Genomic DNA, 16,606 nt, shown 5'->3' with positions numbered 1-16,606 from the left:
TCCTCATCCGACGTATCAGGCGGTGTGCGCTCCGAACAGCTTAGGCAGCGTGCCCTCGAACGCCTCGCGCAATTCGGCGAGTGTCACCGAGAACTGGCCCTGCACCTCGATCGAATCCGAGCCCTGGTCCACCACGCCGATGCGCACCCACGGCAGCTGCCGCGCGTCGCACATCTTGGTGAAGCGGGTCTCCTCCGAGCGCGGCACCGCGACGAGCACGCGCCCGGCCGACTCGGAGAACAGCTGCACGAACGGGTCCGAACCCTCGGGCAGCACGATGCGGCAGCCGGTCTCGCCCGCCAGCGCGGCCTCGACGACGGTCTGCGCCAGGCCACCCTCGGACAGGTCGTGCGCGGCGGAGATCATGCCGTCGCGCGAACCCGAGGTGAGCACCTCCGAGAGCAGCTGCTCGCGGGCGAAGTCGACCTTCGGCGGCACGCCACCGAGGTGATCGTGCACGACCTGTGACCAGATCGAGCCGTCCAGCTCGTCATGGGTGTCGCCGAGCAGGATCAGCGACTCGCCCGGCTCCAGGCCCAGGCCGGTCGGGATGCGGCGGTGCACGTCGTCGATCACGCCGAGCACGCCGACCACCGGGGTGGGCAGGATGGCGTCCTTGCCGGTCTGGTTGTAGAAGCTGACGTTGCCGCCGGTCACCGGAATGCCCAGGGCCGCACAGCCGTCCGCGAGGCCGCGCACGGCCTGCTGGAACTGCCACATCACGCCCGGGTCCTCCGGCGAACCGAAGTTCAGGCAGTTGGTGACGGCCTTCGGGGTGGCGCCGGTGGTGGCGACATTGCGGAAGGCCTCGGCCAGCGCCAGCTGCGCGCCGGTGTACGGGTCGAGCTTGGTGTAGCGGCCCGAGGCGTCGGTGGCCAGGGCGATGCCGCGGCCGGACTCCTCGTCGATGCGCACGACACCGGCGTCGGCGTGCTCGGCCAGCACGGTGTTGCCGCGCACGTAGCGGTCGTACTGCTCGGTGATCCACTTGCGGCTGCACAGCTGCGGGCTGGCGACCAGCTGCAGCAGGGTCTCGCGCAGCTCGTCGGCCGTCTTGGGCCGGGGCAGCGTGGCGGTGGTGTCGGCGATCAGCGCGTCCTGGGTGTCGGGACGCTGCACCGGGCGCTCGTAGACCGGGCCCTCGTGGGCGACGGTGCGCGGCGGCACGTCGACGACGGTCTCGCCGTGCCAGGTAATGACGAGGTGGTCGCCGTCGGTGACCTCACCGATGACGGTGGCCAGCACGTCGTGGCGCTTGCAGACGGCCATGAAGGCGTCCACGTTCTCGGGGGTGACGACCGCGCACATGCGCTCCTGCGACTCGCTCGACAGGATCTCGGCGGGGGTCATGTGCTTGGCGCGCAGCGGGACCTTGGTCAGGTCGATGTGCATGCCGCCGTCGCCCGCCGCGGCCAGTTCCGAGGTGGCGCAGGACAGCCCGGCGCCGCCGAGGTCCTGGATGCCGACGACGAGGCCGGCCTTGTACAGGTCCAGACAGCACTCGATGAGCACCTTCTCGGTGAACGGGTCACCGACCTGCACGGCGGGCAGCTTCTTGCGGCCGGTGCCGGTCTCCTCACCGGAGAAGGTGTCCGAGGCGAGCACGGAGACGCCGCCGATGCCGTCGAGGCCGGTGCGCGCGCCGAACAGGATGATCTTGTTACCCGCGCCGGAGGCGAAGGCCAGGTGCAGGTCCTCCACGCGCATCGCGCCCGCGCACAGCGCGTTCACCAGCGGGTTGCCCTGGTAGGAGGCGTCGAAGACGGTCTCGCCGCCGACATTGGGCAGGCCGAGGGAGTTGCCGTAGCCGCCGATGCCGCGCACGACGCCGTCGACCACGCGACGGGTGTCGGCCGCGTCCGCCGCGCCGAAGCGCAGCTGGTCCATCACCGCGATCGGGCGCGCGCCCATCGCCATGATGTCGCGCACGATGCCGCCGACGCCGGTGGCCGCGCCCTGGTACGGCTCGACGTAGGACGGGTGGTTGTGGCTCTCGACCTTGAAGGTGACGGCCCAGCCGTCGCCGATGTCGACCACGCCGGCGTTCTCGCCGATGCCGGCCAGCATCGAGGCCTTCATCTCGGGCGTCGTCGTCTCACCGAAGTAGCGCAGGTGCACCTTGGAGGACTTGTAGGAGCAGTGCTCGCTCCACATCACGGAGTACATCGCCAGCTCGGCGTCGGTGGGCCGACGGCCGAGGATCTCCTTGATGCGGGCGTACTCGTCGTCTTTGAGACCGAGTTCCTTGTACGGCTGCGGAGCATCCGGGGTGGCTACGGCGGTGGCGACGGTGTCGACCTGCAGTGTCACGGGAGACCAGGGTCCTTTCGGCCGGGGGACTTGCCACCAGAGTCTAGTTGCCTACGCGGAAGCCGCCCGCCCAGGGCCTGTGTTGCGAACAAGTGACAGACCTCGCACCCGGCCTGGTCACACCTACGCTTCGCCTCGCTACCTACCCGTTAGTCTGACGCCGTGAACGAGAGTCCGGGGGTTGCCGAGCAGGTCGAGTCGACTGCTCCCGCGCATGACGCGGTGCCGAGTTCCACTCCGGCCGGACCGTCGGATCCCCCACCCGCGCAGACCGACCGGAACCGGCGGCTGCGCTGGCTGGCCGCCGCGATCGGATTGTTCGTCGTCTCGGCCGTGATCGCGCTGCTCGCGCACTGGTGGCACGGCTACATCGACCTGCGGGTCTACCGCAACGGCGCCCGCGTCTGGCTCGACGGCGGCGATCTGTACGGACCGATGCCGCCGGTCTACGGGCTGGGTCTGCCGTTCACCTATCCCCCGCTGGCCGCGGCGTTCTTCGTGCCGTTGGCGCTGATGCCGATCCCGGTCGCCGAGGTCGTCGTGCTGGTGACCTCGCTGCTGAGCCTGGGGATCGCGCTGTGGCTGGTCCTGGTCCGGGTGCGTCCCGAGCTCGACCGGATCGCGGTGCTGACCGTGGTGATCGCCGGTCTCGGCCTGGCCCAATTCCTCGAACCGGTCCGCCAGACCTTCAACTTCGGCCAGATCAACCTGATCCTGATGGCCGCGATCGCCCTCGACATCCTGGTGCGCAAACCGTTCTGGCCGCGCGGCATGCTGATCGGCATCGCGGTCTCGATCAAGCTCATCCCCGCGGCCTACCTGCTCTACTTCCTGCTGAAGCGGGACTGGAAGGCCGCGATCACCCTGGTCGTGTCGGCCGTCGGCGCGGTCGGGCTCGGCTTCCTGCTGTTCCCGGCCGATTCGGTGGAGTACTGGTTCGACACCGTCACCGATACCGGCCGCATCGGCACCCCGTATTTCGCGGGCAATCAGTCGATCAAGGGCACGCTGTTCCGCCTGGGGATGGACGAGTCGGTCGCCACCGGGCTGTGGATCGCGCTCTCGGCCGTCACGGTCGCGCTGGCCGCGGTGTGGATGTACCGGCTGATCGGCGCGGGCAAGGACGTCTCGGCGCTGCTGGTCAACGCGGCCGCCGTGCTGCTGGTGTCACCGGTCTCGTGGTCGCACCACTGGGTGTGGGTCGCGCCCGCGCTGGTCGTCGCCGTCGATCAGGTCACCCGCCGCCGCTCGCGGGCGTTCACCACCGTGGTCGCGCTGTTCACCGTGATGTTCATCATCGGCCCGCAGTGGGTGCTGCCGCATTCCGGCGGCAAGGAGCTCGACTGGGCGTGGTGGCAGCAGATCATCGGCAGCGCCTACGTATGGACCACCCTCGCGGTGATCGTCTACGCCGTGATCACCTACCACCCCGCCAAGAAGGCCCCCGCCGCACCGGAACTCGCGACCGCCTGACAGCGGGAAGCACGCGCCGCGCATCGACCCGAACGCAGCGTCCGACTCGCCGCACCGAGCCCCATCGTGCCCAGGGCGCGGACGCCGCCGGGTCGGGCGCCGGTATTCGCTCAGTCCAGGGCAGCCGGGGTGAGGAACGCGGCGAGTGCGGCCGCGTAGGCGGGAACGTCTGCCGCGCCCATGAGTTCTCGGCACGAGTGCATGGCGAGCTGTGGCGCGCCCACGTCGACGGTGGAGATGCCGGTGCGGGCCGCGGTCATCGGCCCGATGGTCGACCCACAGGGCAGATCGGCGCGATGCACGTAGCGCTGCAACGGAACCTCCGCCTGGGCGCAGGCCAGCGCGAACGCACCTGCCCCCGCCGCGTCGGTGGCGTAACGCAGGTTCTGGTTGACCTTGAGCACCGGTCCGCCGCCGACCTCGATCCGATGCGCCGGCTCGTGCCGGTCCGGGTAGTTCGGGTGGGTCGCGTGGGCCATGTCACCGGAGGCGACCACCGAACCGGCCAGCGCGGCCAGGTAATCGGCCCGGCCGCCACCGCGCGCCAGCACGATGCGCTCGAGCACCGCGGGCAGCAGGTCCGACTGCGCGCCCCGGTCGGACTGGCTGCCGACCTCCTCGTGGTCGAACATCACCAGCACCGGCGTCGCGGCGCCCGGCTCGTCGACGGCGGCGAGGAACGCCTGCAACCCGGCGTAGCAGGTGCCCTGATTGTCCAGGCGCGGCGCGCTCACCAGGTCGTTGTCCCGGCCGACCAGCGTGCTCGGCGCGAGATCGTGGGTCATCAGCTCCCAGCCGAGCACATCGGCGCCGTCGACGCCGGCGCGGTCGGCCACGAAATCCAGGAAGGAGGCCGGGGCGTCGCCGATGCCCCAGATGGCGTTCACGTGCCGCTGCGGATCCAGCGTCACCCCGCGCCGGTCCTCGGACAGGTGGATCGCCAGCTGCGGCACCCGCAGGATCGGGTCGTCGATGCGGACCAACACGTCGCTCATCCGCGCGCCGTCGCGCACGCTCAACCGGCCGGAGAGACCGAGTTCGCGGTCCAGCCAGGAGTTCAGCCACGCACCGCCGTAGGGCTCGAGCCCGACCAGCTGCCAGCCCGCCGTCGCCAGGTCGGGATGCTGCTTCACCCGCAGGTTCGGGCTGTCGGTGTGCGCGCCGACCACCCGGAACGGGTCGGCGGGCGCCGCGTCGAAGTCGGCCCACGCGATCAGCGAACCACCGCGCACCACATAGTGTTTCCCGCCCGCGCTGTCCCACGCCTGTGCCTCGGTCAACGGCGTGAACCCGTTGGCGGCCAGCTCGGCGGCGACCGTCGCGCACACGTGGAACGGCGAGGGCGAAGCATCGATGAACGCGCACAAGCCACTCGCCGTGGCCGCAGTCAGGGATACAGGCACAGCCGCGATCCTAGCCCCAGGGTCGCCCGCCACGCCGGTCCGTAGCCTGGACGAGTGAGCAGTGTGGACGTCGACCGCCGGTCCGACGGTGACTGGGAATTCGCAGGTCCGGCCGCGGTGATAACGCCGGGTACCGGGATCATCGGCTACCGCGACGCGGCCGGGGCCGGGTTGGATCTGCGCGTCGCCGGCGCGGCGTCGGTCACCGTGCTGATCGACTTCGGGGATCGCGACCTGCACGTCGACGACGCGTTCGGCAGCCGGACCCTCGGCGGCTTCGTCGCCGGACTGCCCATCGAGGCCATGCGGGTGCGGGCCGCGCGGGCGGCGTGCGTCGAGGTCCGGCTGTCACCGGTGCGGGCGTACTCGCTGCTCGGTGTGTCCCCGGCGGAGCTGGGCCGGGGCGCGGTCGACCTGGAGGACCTGTGGGGCGCGCGGGCCCGGCGGCTGCGTGCCCAACTCGCGTCCGCCCCGACCTGGGACGACCGCTTCGCGATCACCAGATCGTTTCTCGCGCACGGCGATCGGCCGACGCGCACGCCCGACCCGGAGGTGCTCGCCGGCTGGAGCCGCATCCTCAGCACCGGCGGCCAGGTGCGGATCGGCGCGCTCGCCGCCTCGCTCGGCTGGAGCCACAAGCGGCTGTGGGCGCGGTTCGAGTCCCAGATCGGCCTGACCCCCAAGCGGGCGGCCATGCTGGTCCGCTTCCGGTCCGCCGTCGACGAGCTGCTGGCGGGCACACCGGCCGCCGAGGTCGCGGCGGCCTGCGGGTACACCGATCAGGCCCACCTGTGCCGGGACGTGTCGGCCTTCGCCGACCAGACACCGGGTGCGCTGGTCCCGGCCTACCTGCCGACCATCGCCCGGGACCGCTACCGGGCCTGGGGAAGATTCGTCCGGCGCCCGGTGAATTCCGGCTAGAGCTCGGCGATGACGGACAGCGCGGCGGCCAGCTCGCTGTAGCGCCGCGCGCCCAAGCGGGCACGGAGCTCTTCCTCCGCGAGCTGTTCCTCGGCCCGGATCTTGGTGACCAGCTTCGCCCCGAGACTGCTGAGCCCGATCAGGATCCGGCGGCGGTCGTCGGTGGCGGCGACCCGGAAGATCAGCCCGCGCTCGGCGAGATGATCGGCGTGCCGGGTGGCCGAGGACGGCGCCAGCCGCGCGGCCGCCGCCAATTCCGACATGGTCATGCCGTCGTCGGTGGACAACTGCGACAGAATCGCCCAGTGGTCGGCCGTGAGATTGTCGGCCGACAACGCCGATTCCAGCTGGCGCACCCAGTTACGTTCTGCCGAGCGCAGCGCGCCGTGCAGCGTGGAACACCCACTTATGATGGACACCGATTGCATTCCCACCTGCCGACACATTCATTCGAACAAACCTGTTCGCACTAGGCGTTAGAGTACAGAATGCCCACGTTCGACGAGAGTCGGGACGAAACGATCGAGATTCTCTCGATCGTGCCCACTCAGGGCCCCGGTGGCATCATCGCACCGTCGTGCACCGCCGCCATTTCCCTGGCCGTCGACGAAATCAATAGCGGGACAGGAATTCTGGGCCGGGAAATTCGGCTGACAACCCTCGACGGCGGCCGTCCGCCGTACGAGGTGGCCGCCGAAGTCGACGCGTTCCTGGCGACCGGAATGGTCGGCGCGATCACCGGCTGGCACACCTCCGCCGTGCGCCGCGCCGTCGCCGACGCCGTCGACGGCCGGGTTCCCTACCTCTACGCGACCGATCACGAGGGCCTGCCCGACGAGCGCCCCGGCGTCCTGCTGGTGGGCGAGCATCCCGATCACCAGACCGTGCCCGCCGTCGCCTGGATGGCCCGTGAGCTGGGCGTACGCCGTTGGGCGGTGATCGGCAACGACTACATCTGGCCGCGGCAGACCGTCAACGCGCTGCGCCGCGCGCTGCCCTCACCGGCCGACCTCGTGCTCGAGCAGTACGTGCCGCTGGGCACCACCGATTTCCACGTGTTCCTCGACAGCCCGGCCCTGCTGCGCGCCGACGCGGTGCTGATCCTGATGGTCGGCGCCGACACCGCCCGCTTCAATCGCCAGTTCACCGCCACCGGCCTGCCCGCGATCATGCCGCGGCTGAGTCCGGCCGTCGACGAGAACGTGCTGCTCAGCGCGGGCCCGGCGGCCAATGCCAACATGTTCGTCGCGTCGAGCTTCTTCGTCGACGAGCACACCGCCGCCGGCCGCGACCGCCGCACCCGTTACCGCGAGCACCACGGCGCCTTCGCCCCCGCGCTGACGACGTTCAGCAATTCCACCTACGAGGCCGTCCACCTGCTGCGCACGCTGGCCGACACCGTCGGCACCCTGGACGTCCCGACCATCTCGGCCAGGCTCGCCGACGGCATCGTCCTGGACGGCCCGTCCACCCGCAACGGCTTCCTCGGCAACCAGGCCGTCGGCCCGGCCCACCTGGCAAAAGCGGAAGGCGTCGACTTCGACATCATCGACCGACTGCCCTAGCAACCACCACGCCCCGACCTCGAGGAGGGGCAGGCCGACGCAGTCGGCCGTCGCGGCCGTCCCGCCGATCAGGCGCCGTTGCGTAGGCGACGAAGGAGCAAGCAACGGTGCCTGATCGGCGGGACAGGAGGGGCCGCGACTCGAGCGCGCCAGCGCTCCAAAAATCAGGCGTTGATCAGGCTGTCGATCACCGAGAAGAACATGCCGAGACCGTCGTCGCTCGGGCCGGTCAGCGCCTCGGTGGCGTGCTCGGGGTGCGGCATCAGGCCGACGACCCGGCCGCTGGCCGAGGAGATGCCCGCGATGCCGCGCTGCGAGCCGTTCGGGTTGTCGCCCGCGTAGCGGAAAACCACGCGACCCTCACCCTCGAGCTCGTCGAGCACCTGCTGCGACGCCTGGTAACGGCCCTCGCCCGACTTCAGCGGGATGAGGATCTGCGCGCCCTGCTCGTAGCGGGAGGTCCAGGCGGTGTTCGTCGCCTCGACCTGCAGCCACTCGTCGCGGCAGATGAAGTGCAGGCCCTCGTTGCGGGTCAGCGCGCCCGGCAGCAGCCCGGCCTCGCACAGCACCTGGAAGCCGTTGCAGATCCCGAGCACCGGCAGGCCCTGACCGGCCGCGCGCACGACCTCGCCCATCACCGGCGCGAACCGGGCGATGGCGCCGCAGCGCAGGTAGTCGCCGTAGGAGAAGCCACCGGGCACGATGACCGCGTCGACGCCCTTGATGTCGGCGTCGGCGTGCCACAGGCTCACGGCCTCGGCGCCCGCCAGCTTCACCGCGCGGGCGGCGTCGACATCATCGAGCGTGCCCGGAAAAGTAATAACGCCGATGCGTGCGCTCACGAGACCCGAACGACCTTCCAGTCCTCGATCACCGTGTTGGCCAGCAGCGCCTCGGCGATCTGCTCGAGCTCGGCGTCGGAGACACTCTCGTCCACCTCGAGCTCGAATCGCTTGCCCTGCCGCACATCCGAGATTCCAGCGAATCCCAGACGCGGGAGCGCGCCGACCACGGCCTGTCCCTGGGGGTCCAGGATCTCGGCCTTCGGCATGACCTCGACCACGACTCGTGCCACGCGTTGCTCCTCATGTGGTGTGGGGGGTTACCTCGGAAATCCTAGTTGACCCGGCCGTCGTACCCGCCTTCCGGGGTAGCGGCGGATGTGTTCGATGGCGCCGACCCCCGAGGGCCCTGCGTGGCCACACTCCGCTTCCGCCTCCGGGCCCACCGGGATCGGCGGCGATAGCATCGGGTATGCGCATCGCCCACTTCGGTCATTCCTGCATCCTCGTGGAACTGCACGGCGTGAAAGTGCTGTTCGATCCCGGCACCTTCGCGCACGGCTTCGAGGGCATCACCGGACTGGACGCGATCGCGGTGACCCATCAGCATCCCGACCACATCGATCCGACCCGGATCGAGGCGCTGATCGAGGCCAACCCGGCTGCCCGCCTGCTGTCGGACCCGCAGACCGCCCAGCAGCGCGGCGAGGGCTGGGAGCCGGTCTCGGCGGGCCAGGTGCTCGACATCGGCGACCTGCAGATCACCGGCGGTGGCGGTCGTCACGCCGTGATCCACCCGGACATCCCGGTGATCGACAACACGGTCTTCCAGCTCGGCACCGCGGCCGATCCGGCCCAGCTGGTGCACCCCGGCGACTCGCTGTGGGTGCCGCCGGTCCCGGTCGGCGTGCTCGCCATCCCGGCCGTCGCGCCGTGGATGCGGATCTGGGACACCGTCGACTACCTGCGCGCGGTCAATCCCCGCACCGCCGTCCCGGTCCACTTCGGGATCGTCGAGCCGGCGGCGCAGGGCATCTACTTCGGCAGGCTGACCGAGATGGCCCCGGCCGGGACCGAATTCCGGGTGATCCAGCCGGAGGACCAGGCGCAGTTCTGATCAGCGGTAGGTGCTGAGGAACAGCGCCTCGGCCAGCGCCATGTGCTCGATCTCGGTCGGGTCGACGCTCTCGTTGGGCGCGTGGATCAGGCACTTCGGCTCCTCGACGCCGATCAGCATGATCTCGGCCTTGGGGTAGGTGTCGGCGAAGACATTGCACAGCGGGATCGAGCCGCCCTGCCCCTCGGTGGTCACATGCCTGCCGTAGGAGGTCGCCATCGCCTGCTCCAGCGCCGAGCGCGCCGGTCCCTGTTCAGAAGCGACGAACGGCTCGCCGAGCGCCTCCACCTCGATCTCGAGCTGGGCGTTCCACGGCAGGTGTGCGCGCAGGTGCTTCTCCAGCAGGTCGAGGGCCTGCTTGGGTTCGGTGCCCGGCGGGATGCGCAGGTTGAGCCGGGCCCTGGTGCTCGGCTGGATCGCCGCCGACGATCCGACGACGGCGGGCACGTCCATGCCGAGCACGGTCAGCGCGGGCCGGGCCCACACCATGTCCGAGACGGTGCCGCTGCCGAGCAGGTCGACCCCGTCGAGCACGCCCGCGTCGGCCCGGAAGTCCTCGACCGGGTACTGCACGCCGGTCCACTTCTGATCGTCGGTGAGCCCGTCGATGGTGGTGTTGCCGTGTTCGTCCCGCAGCGACGACAGCAGCCGGATCATCGCGGCCAGCGCGTCCGGCGCCGGGCCGCCGAACATGCCGGAGTGCATCGGCCCCGCCAGCGTCTTCACCGTGACCACGACATTGACGTTCCCGCGCAGGGTCTGGGTGAAGGTGGGCACGCCGACCGCGAAGTTGCCGCAGTCGGCCACCAGGATCACATCGGCGGCGAGCAGGTCGGGATTGGCGACGACGAACTTCTCCAGCCCGCCGGTGCCCTGCTCCTCGGAGCCCTCCGACACCACCTTGATCCCGATCGGGAAGTCCGGCCCGATCGCGCGCAGGGCCGTCAGGTGGGTGACGATATTGCCCTTGCAGTCGGCGGCACCACGGCCGAACCAGCGACCATCCTTGTCGGTGAGCGTCCAGACCGGCGTGTTCCAGGCGTCGTCGCCCAGCGGGGGCTGCACGTCGTAGTGGCAGTAGAGCAGCACCGTCGGTGTGCCGGGCGGGCCCGGCTTGTGCCCGATGACGGCCTTGCTGCCGTCGGGCGTCTCGTGCAGGCCCACCTCGGTCAGCCCGGCCGCGGCGAAGGCGTCGGCCACCCACTGCGCGGTCTGCTCGCAGCCCTCGGGCGGGAACTGGCGCGGGTCGGCGACCGATTTGAGCGAAACCAGCTCGGTGAGATCCTTCTTCGCCCGGCCCATCAGCCCGGCGATCGTGGTGCGCAACGCAGCCACTTCGGGGGTATCCGTCATCGCTCGCGCCTCACTTCGTGGTGTCGTCCAGCTTCAGGGTGTCGAGATGAGAAAGATAGTCCGACAGGCGATCCGGGCAGTAGACGGCGATGGTGAGGGCCACCGCCTGGGTGGTGTCGCGCGGGCCGATCACCGGGCGCTGCCCCGGCCCTGCGGCGCCGTTGGTGATCGAGGCCTGGTATTTCGCCTTGATCAGCGGCGAACTCGGATCCTGGCAGACCGAGCCGCCGTCCTCGCCGAGCGCGTCGGCGATCACCTGCGGCTCCGGTGCGGGCAGGCCGGCCGCGACCAGATTGTTGTGCAGCTGTTCGGCTTTGGCGGTGGCCTGGGTGCTCTCGCGGATCTCGCTGAAGGTGAGCAGACCGATCAGCGCGAACACCACCAGCAGCACACCCGCGGTGATGTAGATCCAGCGGCGCTTGTGTTCGGGGGCGTCTCCGGTCGTCATACCTGCTCCCCTTCCGGAACGGCGAGTTTCCAGCTGTCCCTGCGATTTCGGTAGAACAGGTACGGGATCAGCAGACCGACGATGCCCATGCCGCCGCCGACGATGAGCAGATACACCCACGGACTGCCCGCACCGAATTGCGAAGGCGGCACGAAGCCGATCGCGAAGGCCGCGATCGAGGACACGGCGCCGAGACCGCAGAGCGCGAACAGGGCGGGCGCCCGATAGCCGCGCGGATGATCGGGATCGTCGCGGCGCAGTTTGGCGGCCGCCGCGAACATCAGCACGTACATGATCAGATACACCTGCGTGGTGATCACCGACAGAATCCAGTACGCGCTGGAGACATTCGGGATGAAGGCGTAGAGCAGCGCGATGAAGGTCGTGAACACGCCCTGCGCCACCAGCATGTTCTGCTGCACGCCGTGCTTGTTCATCGTGGTCAGCCAGGGCGGCAGATAACCCTCGCTGCGCCCGATCAGCAACAGTCCCTTGGACGGTCCGGCCAGCCAGGTGAGCATGCCGCCGACCGCGGCCGCCACCAGCGCGATGCCGACGATCGGGGTGAGGAAGCCGACGCCGAAGTGGCTGAAGAAGCCGTCGAACGCCTGCATCACACCGGCCGTGAGACTCAGGCTGGCGGATGGGACGACCCAGCTGATCGCCAGCGCGGGCAGGATGAAGATGACCAGCACCAGGCCCATCGCCAGGAACATCGCCTTCGGGAATTCCCTGGCCGGGTTCTTCAGCGACGACACGTGCACCGCGTTCATCTCCATGCCCGCGTAGGACAGGAAGTTGTTCACGATCAGCACCAGGCTGGCCAGCCCGGTCCAGGCGGGCAGCAGGTGACTCGAATCCATCGGCGCCGCAGACGGATTACCCTGCGCGAGAAACACCAGACCGAGCACCACCAGCACGGTGCCGGGAATAAGCGTGCCGATCACCAGGCCCATACTCGACAGCCCGGCCACCGTCTTGGTGCCCTGCGAGGACACGTAAACGCCTGCCCAGTACACGGTGATGATCACGATCGCCACATACAGGCCGTTGGACGCCAGCGACGGATCGATGATGTAAGCGAAAGTACTTGCCACATAAGCGAGCAAGCTCGGGTAGTAGAAAATCGTCATGGCGAACTGACACCAGACGGCGAGAAAACCGAGCGGCTTGTTCAGCCCGTCCCCGACCCATTTGTAGACGCCGCCCTGCCAGCCCGAGGCGAGTTCCGCGGCGACCAGCGAGGTCGGTAGCAGGAACAGAATCGCGGGAATGATGTAGAGGAATACACAGGCGAGTCCGTAGACCGCCATCGTGGGCGCCGAGCGGAGGCTGGCCACCGAACTCGTGGTCATCAGCGCCAATGTCACCCAGGACAAATACTTCGTCGTCGTCGCGGCTTTCGTCGCGGAGCCCGTCATCAGCGCTGCCTCCTGCTGTGGATGCACAACTAGCGGAAACCCTTGACCAACTGCCCAAGCATAGTAACTGTTCAGCATCTGCCAAGTAGGCTCGAATCGAGGGCATACGCTATGTAATCGTTGCAGAATGCCATCAGAGCTATCACCTGGCAGTGCAGCTCCTGACTGGAGGAACCGTGGCCGAGAATCTCCGATCCCAAGACCTTTTCAGCCTTCCCGGATTCACCCGCCCCGCTCCGCACGGCGGCTTTCCCGCCGCCGAACTACCCGGCGATGTCGCCTACGAGATCGTGCACGACGAATTGATTCTCGACGGCGTCGCGCGGATGAACCTGGCCACCTTCTGCACGACCTGGATCGACGATCAGGCGCGCAGGCTGATGGCCGAATCGATCGACAAGAACATCGTCGACAAAGACGAGTACCCGCAGACCGCCGAGCTGGAGAAGCGCTGCGTGCGCATGCTCGCCGACCTGTGGCAGGCCCCCGATCCCGCGGCCACGCTCGGCACCTCGACCACCGGCTCCAGCGAGGCCGCGATCCTCGGCGGCCTCGCGGCGAAATTCCGCTGGCGAGCCCGTGGCGGCACCGGCGTGCCCAACCTGGTGAGCGGCCCGGTCCAGGTCTGCTGGGAGAAGTTCGCCCGCTACTTCGACGTGGAACTGCGGCAGGTGCCGTTGCGCGCGAACCGCTACACCCTGCACCCCGACGATCTGCCGAAATACTGCGACGACAACACCATCGCGGTGGTGCCGACCTTCGGTCAGACCTTCACCTGTCTGTTCGAGGACGTTGCCGCCATCAGCGCCGAACTGGACCGCATGCACGCCGCGGGCGGCCCGGACATCCCGATCCACGTCGACGCGGCCAGCGGCGGCTTCCTCGGCCCGTTCACCGCGCCGGAGCTGGTGTGGGACTTCCGATTGCCCCGGGTGAAATCGATCAACGCCTCCGGGCACAAGACGGGTCTCGCGCCGCTCGGGGTCGGCTGGGTGATCTGGCGCGAAGCCGCCGATCTCCCCCGCGAGCTGGTCTTCGACGTGGACTACCTCGGCGGCAACATGCCCACCTTCAACCTCAACTTCTCCCGGCCGGGCGGGCAGGTGATCACCCAGTACTACGACTTCATCCGGCTCGGCCGCGAGGGCTACACCCGCGTGCAGTCGGCGATCTATCTCGTCGCCCGGCACTTCGCGAAAGGCCTGGCCGCGGTCGGCCCGTTCGAGCTGATCCACGCGGCCGAACCCGATCGCGGGATCACCGCGGTCGCCTGGCGGCTCACCGAGGGCGCCGACTACAACCTCTACGATCTGTCCGATCGGCTCCGCGCCCGCGGCTGGCTCATCGCCGCCTATCCGCTGCCCGCCGACCGGCAGGACGAGACGATCATGCGCGCGGTGTTCCGGCACGGCTTCACCGTGGACATGGCCGAACTCCTGCTCGCCGATATCCGGCGCGGCCTGCGCCAGCTGGAAGACAACCCGTGGCGAACCCCACTGACCCGCGAGCAAGCGGGCGGGTTCACCCATGACGCCGCGCCCGAAGTGGCTCTGCCGCACCCCCAGCCGTGACAGAGGGCCACCGTCGCGCGCCTGATCGCCGACGCGCGCGACGGTGGCCGGTCAGGCAGCCCTGGCCGCGGTGAACGGCTCCCAGCGGTACACGTCGCTGCGGGCGCCGTGGTACAGCGCCAGGTCGACGGCGTCGAGCATCGCTTGGCGCGGACCCGAGCGCTGCAACTGCGCGGCCGAGATCGCCAGCCGCAGCACGCCGCCGCGCCGGGCGGTGCGCGCCGCGCCCATCACCAGCGCCCGGCACCACCACGGCTCGGCACGGAATCCCTCACCGATTCCGTACACCCGGGCGCGCTGGGCCACATCGCGTTCCAGATCGAGGACGGCGGTCAGGCCGAGCGCGAGCCGGAAGCCGACATCGGGCAGCGCGGCCAGCGCGCCCGCCGAGGCGTCCCAGCGCGGCGCGGCGAAGAGCCGGGTGCGCAGTTGCACCTGTTCCATCACCCGGTCGGCCGCCTTGAGCCGCAGCGTGGCCTCGTGCCTCGGCAGACTCGCGAACTCCGCGCGACGGGTCTTGGTGGCCGCCTGGTCGTAGCCGTGCAGCACGATCGCATCGCCCTCGAGCCGCCTGCCGCGCAACCACGACTGCGTCGCCGGATCGTCGACCAGCCGGTACTTGTTCTTCAACCGGGGCGCGACCAGCAGGGACAGCCGCACATCCCGCTGGTCCATCTCCGCCGCGAACTCGATCGCGGCGTCGCGGGTCGTGTCCCGGATCCCGGATACGGAAACGATCAGCTCAGCGTTCATGAACCTACGGTGTCAGCCCCAGGTGACACCCGCGTGCTCCACCGATGACGCCCCGACGAACATCCGCGCACGCCTCACCACCGCTGCCAGTGCAGTGTTTCCGCACGAGGCACGCGCACCGCCGGCCTGAAATCCGTGCCGATCGTGTAGGCCAGCGGCAGGAACGCGGCGAGCATCACCTCGTCATACGGGACATCAAGGGCCGCAGCGAGTTCCCGCTCCAGCGGCGCCTGCGCGGTGGTCCACACCGTACCGAGCCCCCGTGCCCGCGCGGCCAGCATGAAGCTCCACACCGCGGGCAGGATGGAGCCCCAGGTCCCCGCCTGGATCTCCACCGACGCGCGATCAGTGCGTCCCTCCACCGCCGGGATCACGAACGCGGGCACCCGGTGGATATTGTCGGCCAGGTACCGCAGGCCGTCGAAGACCCGAGCCGTGGACTCCGGATCCACCTGCATCCGCTCCCGGTCCCGCGCCGTCAGCGGCGCCGCCTCGCCCAGCACCAGCGACCGCCGGAAGATGTCGGCGAGCACCCGCCTGCGCCGCGCGTCGGTGACCACGAGGAAATGCCAGCGCTGCCGGTTGCGCCCGGTCGGCGCCTGGGTGGCCAGGTCGACACACTCCTCGATCAGTTCGCGCGGCACCGGCCGATCGAAGTCGAGTCGCTTGCGCACCGCCCTGGTGGTGGACAGCAGCTGGTCAGGGGTCAGATCGAGGGTCATGCGGGCTCCTAGCGCCGAAGATCGTCCAGCACAGAACTATCTGCGCTCAGATGATTCCGACCGTAGGACTCAAATCGTCTGCCGTCAAACAATCTGCGCACAGATGATTTAATGGAGACACCCGCCCGAGGAGTGCCATGCCCTACTTCCCCCGCCTCGCCGCCGAGCGCCCCGATATCGCCCTGTGCCGGGCCTCGACCGCCGTCGCCCGCGCCGCCGAAGCGCACGCGACCGCGCAGGGCCTCGGTGTCGGCCAGCACCTGGTGCTGAAGATGCTGGCCGAGGTCGGCGCCTGCTCTCAGCAGACACTCGCCGCAGAACTGCGAATCGACCGCAGCGTGATGGTGACCGTCTGCGACGACCTGGAGAAGTCGGGATACGTTCGCCGCGAACGCAATCCACTGGACCGGCGCTCCTACGCCGTCACCCTCACCGAAGCGGGCAGCGATCGGCTACGCCGGGCCGAGGCCGCCACCCCGGCCTTCCTGGACGACACCTTCGCGGCACTCACGGCCGACGAACGCACCCAGCTCACCACGCTGCTCGGCAAGCTCCTCGCCCCGAAGGCCTGACCCCGCGACTACCGAGCGAGCTTGCGCTTCTCCCATCGCGCCAGGACCGGCAGCGACGCCAGGACCAGCGCCTCGCCGATCCAGAACCACGGATTGAGCAACGCCAGCACGATGAAGCCCACCATGAGGGCGATGATCACCATCGGCAGGGCTCGGGACGGTCGTTTCGTCCCGAGCGCGTCGTCCGCACTCATC

The 16,606-nt window shown here is 69.4% G+C and carries 17 protein-coding genes; 6 read left to right on the top strand and 11 right to left on the bottom strand.

Features of this window, described 5'->3' with window-relative positions:
* Nucleotides 1–15: 15 nt before the first annotated feature.
* Nucleotides 16–2,310 (bottom strand): phosphoribosylformylglycinamidine synthase subunit PurL, encoded by a 2,295-nt coding sequence (gene purL / locus AB0L91_RS14950; RefSeq protein WP_365010221.1) that lies wholly within the window; start codon nucleotides 2,308–2,310, stop codon nucleotides 16–18.
* 162 nt (nucleotides 2,311–2,472) lie between these two features.
* On the opposite strand from purL, the gene AB0L91_RS14945 reads away from it, so the two are divergent.
* Nucleotides 2,473–3,783, top strand: coding sequence for a glycosyltransferase 87 family protein (locus tag AB0L91_RS14945; RefSeq protein WP_365010218.1), 1,311 nt, complete (start codon nucleotides 2,473–2,475; stop codon nucleotides 3,781–3,783).
* A 110-nt stretch (nucleotides 3,784–3,893) separates the two neighbouring features.
* Here AB0L91_RS14945 and AB0L91_RS14940 read toward each other — a convergent pair whose 3' ends face one another.
* Nucleotides 3,894–5,186 (bottom strand): M18 family aminopeptidase, encoded by a 1,293-nt coding sequence (locus tag AB0L91_RS14940; RefSeq protein WP_365010216.1) that lies wholly within the window; start codon nucleotides 5,184–5,186, stop codon nucleotides 3,894–3,896.
* A 54-nt stretch (nucleotides 5,187–5,240) separates the two neighbouring features.
* Between AB0L91_RS14940 and AB0L91_RS14935 the strand changes: the two genes are divergently transcribed.
* On the top strand, nucleotides 5,241–6,107 hold the full coding sequence (locus AB0L91_RS14935; RefSeq protein ID WP_365010214.1) for a helix-turn-helix domain-containing protein: 867 nt from the start codon (nucleotides 5,241–5,243) through the stop codon (nucleotides 6,105–6,107).
* Here the strand turns inward: AB0L91_RS14935 and AB0L91_RS14930 are convergent.
* Nucleotides 6,104–6,535 carry a MarR family transcriptional regulator gene (locus tag AB0L91_RS14930; RefSeq protein ID WP_355270942.1) on the bottom strand — a complete coding sequence of 144 codons (432 nt, stop codon included), beginning with the start codon at nucleotides 6,533–6,535 and terminating at the stop codon, nucleotides 6,104–6,106. The two genes, AB0L91_RS14935 and AB0L91_RS14930, sit on opposite strands and share 4 nt — an antisense overlap.
* A 60-nt stretch (nucleotides 6,536–6,595) precedes the next feature.
* On the opposite strand from AB0L91_RS14930, the gene AB0L91_RS14925 reads away from it, so the two are divergent.
* Nucleotides 6,596–7,672 (top strand): substrate-binding domain-containing protein, encoded by a 1,077-nt coding sequence (locus tag AB0L91_RS14925; RefSeq protein ID WP_365010210.1) that lies wholly within the window; start codon nucleotides 6,596–6,598, stop codon nucleotides 7,670–7,672.
* Nucleotides 7,673–7,836: 164 nt separating this feature from the next.
* On the opposite strand, the gene purQ is transcribed toward AB0L91_RS14925, so the two are convergent.
* Nucleotides 7,837–8,514 carry a phosphoribosylformylglycinamidine synthase subunit PurQ gene (purQ, locus tag AB0L91_RS14920; protein WP_365010207.1) on the bottom strand — a complete coding sequence of 226 codons (678 nt, stop codon included), beginning with the start codon at nucleotides 8,512–8,514 and terminating at the stop codon, nucleotides 7,837–7,839.
* Nucleotides 8,511–8,747, bottom strand: coding sequence for a phosphoribosylformylglycinamidine synthase subunit PurS (purS, locus tag AB0L91_RS14915; RefSeq protein ID WP_022565847.1), 237 nt, complete (start codon nucleotides 8,745–8,747; stop codon nucleotides 8,511–8,513). Before purS ends, purQ begins: the two co-directional genes overlap by 4 nt.
* A 179-nt stretch (nucleotides 8,748–8,926) precedes the next feature.
* Here purS and AB0L91_RS14910 point away from each other — a divergent pair, with 179 nt between their 5' ends.
* Nucleotides 8,927–9,571, top strand: coding sequence for an MBL fold metallo-hydrolase (locus AB0L91_RS14910; RefSeq protein ID WP_365010204.1), 645 nt, complete (start codon nucleotides 8,927–8,929; stop codon nucleotides 9,569–9,571).
* Here AB0L91_RS14910 and AB0L91_RS14905 read toward each other — a convergent pair whose 3' ends face one another.
* From AB0L91_RS14905 to AB0L91_RS14895, 3 genes are read right to left on the bottom strand one after another with little or no spacing between them, the layout of a single operon-like run.
* The gene (locus tag AB0L91_RS14905; protein WP_357346297.1) at nucleotides 9,572–10,924 is read right to left on the bottom strand and encodes a dipeptidase; all 1,353 of its coding nucleotides are present in this window, start codon (nucleotides 10,922–10,924) and stop codon (nucleotides 9,572–9,574) included.
* Nucleotides 10,925–10,934: 10 nt separating this feature from the next.
* On the bottom strand, nucleotides 10,935–11,372 hold the full coding sequence (locus AB0L91_RS14900) for a hypothetical protein (protein ID WP_365010202.1): 438 nt from the start codon (nucleotides 11,370–11,372) through the stop codon (nucleotides 10,935–10,937).
* Nucleotides 11,369–12,793, bottom strand: a complete 1,425-nt coding sequence (locus AB0L91_RS14895; RefSeq protein WP_365010199.1) for an APC family permease — start codon at nucleotides 12,791–12,793, stop codon at nucleotides 11,369–11,371. The genes AB0L91_RS14900 and AB0L91_RS14895 overlap by 4 nt, the downstream gene beginning before the upstream one ends.
* 176 nt (nucleotides 12,794–12,969) lie before the next feature.
* On the opposite strand from AB0L91_RS14895, the gene AB0L91_RS14890 reads away from it, so the two are divergent.
* Nucleotides 12,970–14,364: a glutamate decarboxylase gene (locus AB0L91_RS14890; RefSeq protein ID WP_365010197.1), complete on the top strand. Its 1,395-nt coding sequence runs from the start codon at nucleotides 12,970–12,972 to the stop codon at nucleotides 14,362–14,364.
* 51 nt (nucleotides 14,365–14,415) lie between these two features.
* Here AB0L91_RS14890 and AB0L91_RS14885 read toward each other — a convergent pair whose 3' ends face one another.
* Nucleotides 14,416–15,117: a DUF2334 domain-containing protein gene (locus AB0L91_RS14885; RefSeq protein WP_357346295.1), complete on the bottom strand. Its 702-nt coding sequence runs from the start codon at nucleotides 15,115–15,117 to the stop codon at nucleotides 14,416–14,418.
* Between the two features lie 74 nt (nucleotides 15,118–15,191).
* Nucleotides 15,192–15,839, bottom strand: coding sequence for a nitroreductase family protein (locus AB0L91_RS14880; protein ID WP_365010195.1), 648 nt, complete (start codon nucleotides 15,837–15,839; stop codon nucleotides 15,192–15,194).
* A 137-nt stretch (nucleotides 15,840–15,976) separates the two neighbouring features.
* On the opposite strand from AB0L91_RS14880, the gene AB0L91_RS14875 reads away from it, so the two are divergent.
* Nucleotides 15,977–16,411, top strand: a complete 435-nt coding sequence (locus AB0L91_RS14875) for a MarR family transcriptional regulator (RefSeq protein ID WP_365010192.1) — start codon at nucleotides 15,977–15,979, stop codon at nucleotides 16,409–16,411.
* Nucleotides 16,412–16,419: 8 nt separating this feature from the next.
* Here the strand turns inward: AB0L91_RS14875 and AB0L91_RS14870 are convergent, their stop codons facing one another.
* Nucleotides 16,420–16,605: a hypothetical protein gene (locus AB0L91_RS14870; RefSeq protein WP_365010189.1), complete on the bottom strand. Its 186-nt coding sequence runs from the start codon at nucleotides 16,603–16,605 to the stop codon at nucleotides 16,420–16,422.
* Nucleotide 16,606 lies beyond the last annotated feature (1 nt).

Source organism: Nocardia sp. NPDC051833, from assembly GCF_040681225.1.
Classification (GTDB): Bacteria; Actinomycetota; Actinomycetes; order Mycobacteriales; family Mycobacteriaceae; genus Nocardia.
This window is presented reverse-complemented; position numbering and strand designations above follow the sequence as displayed.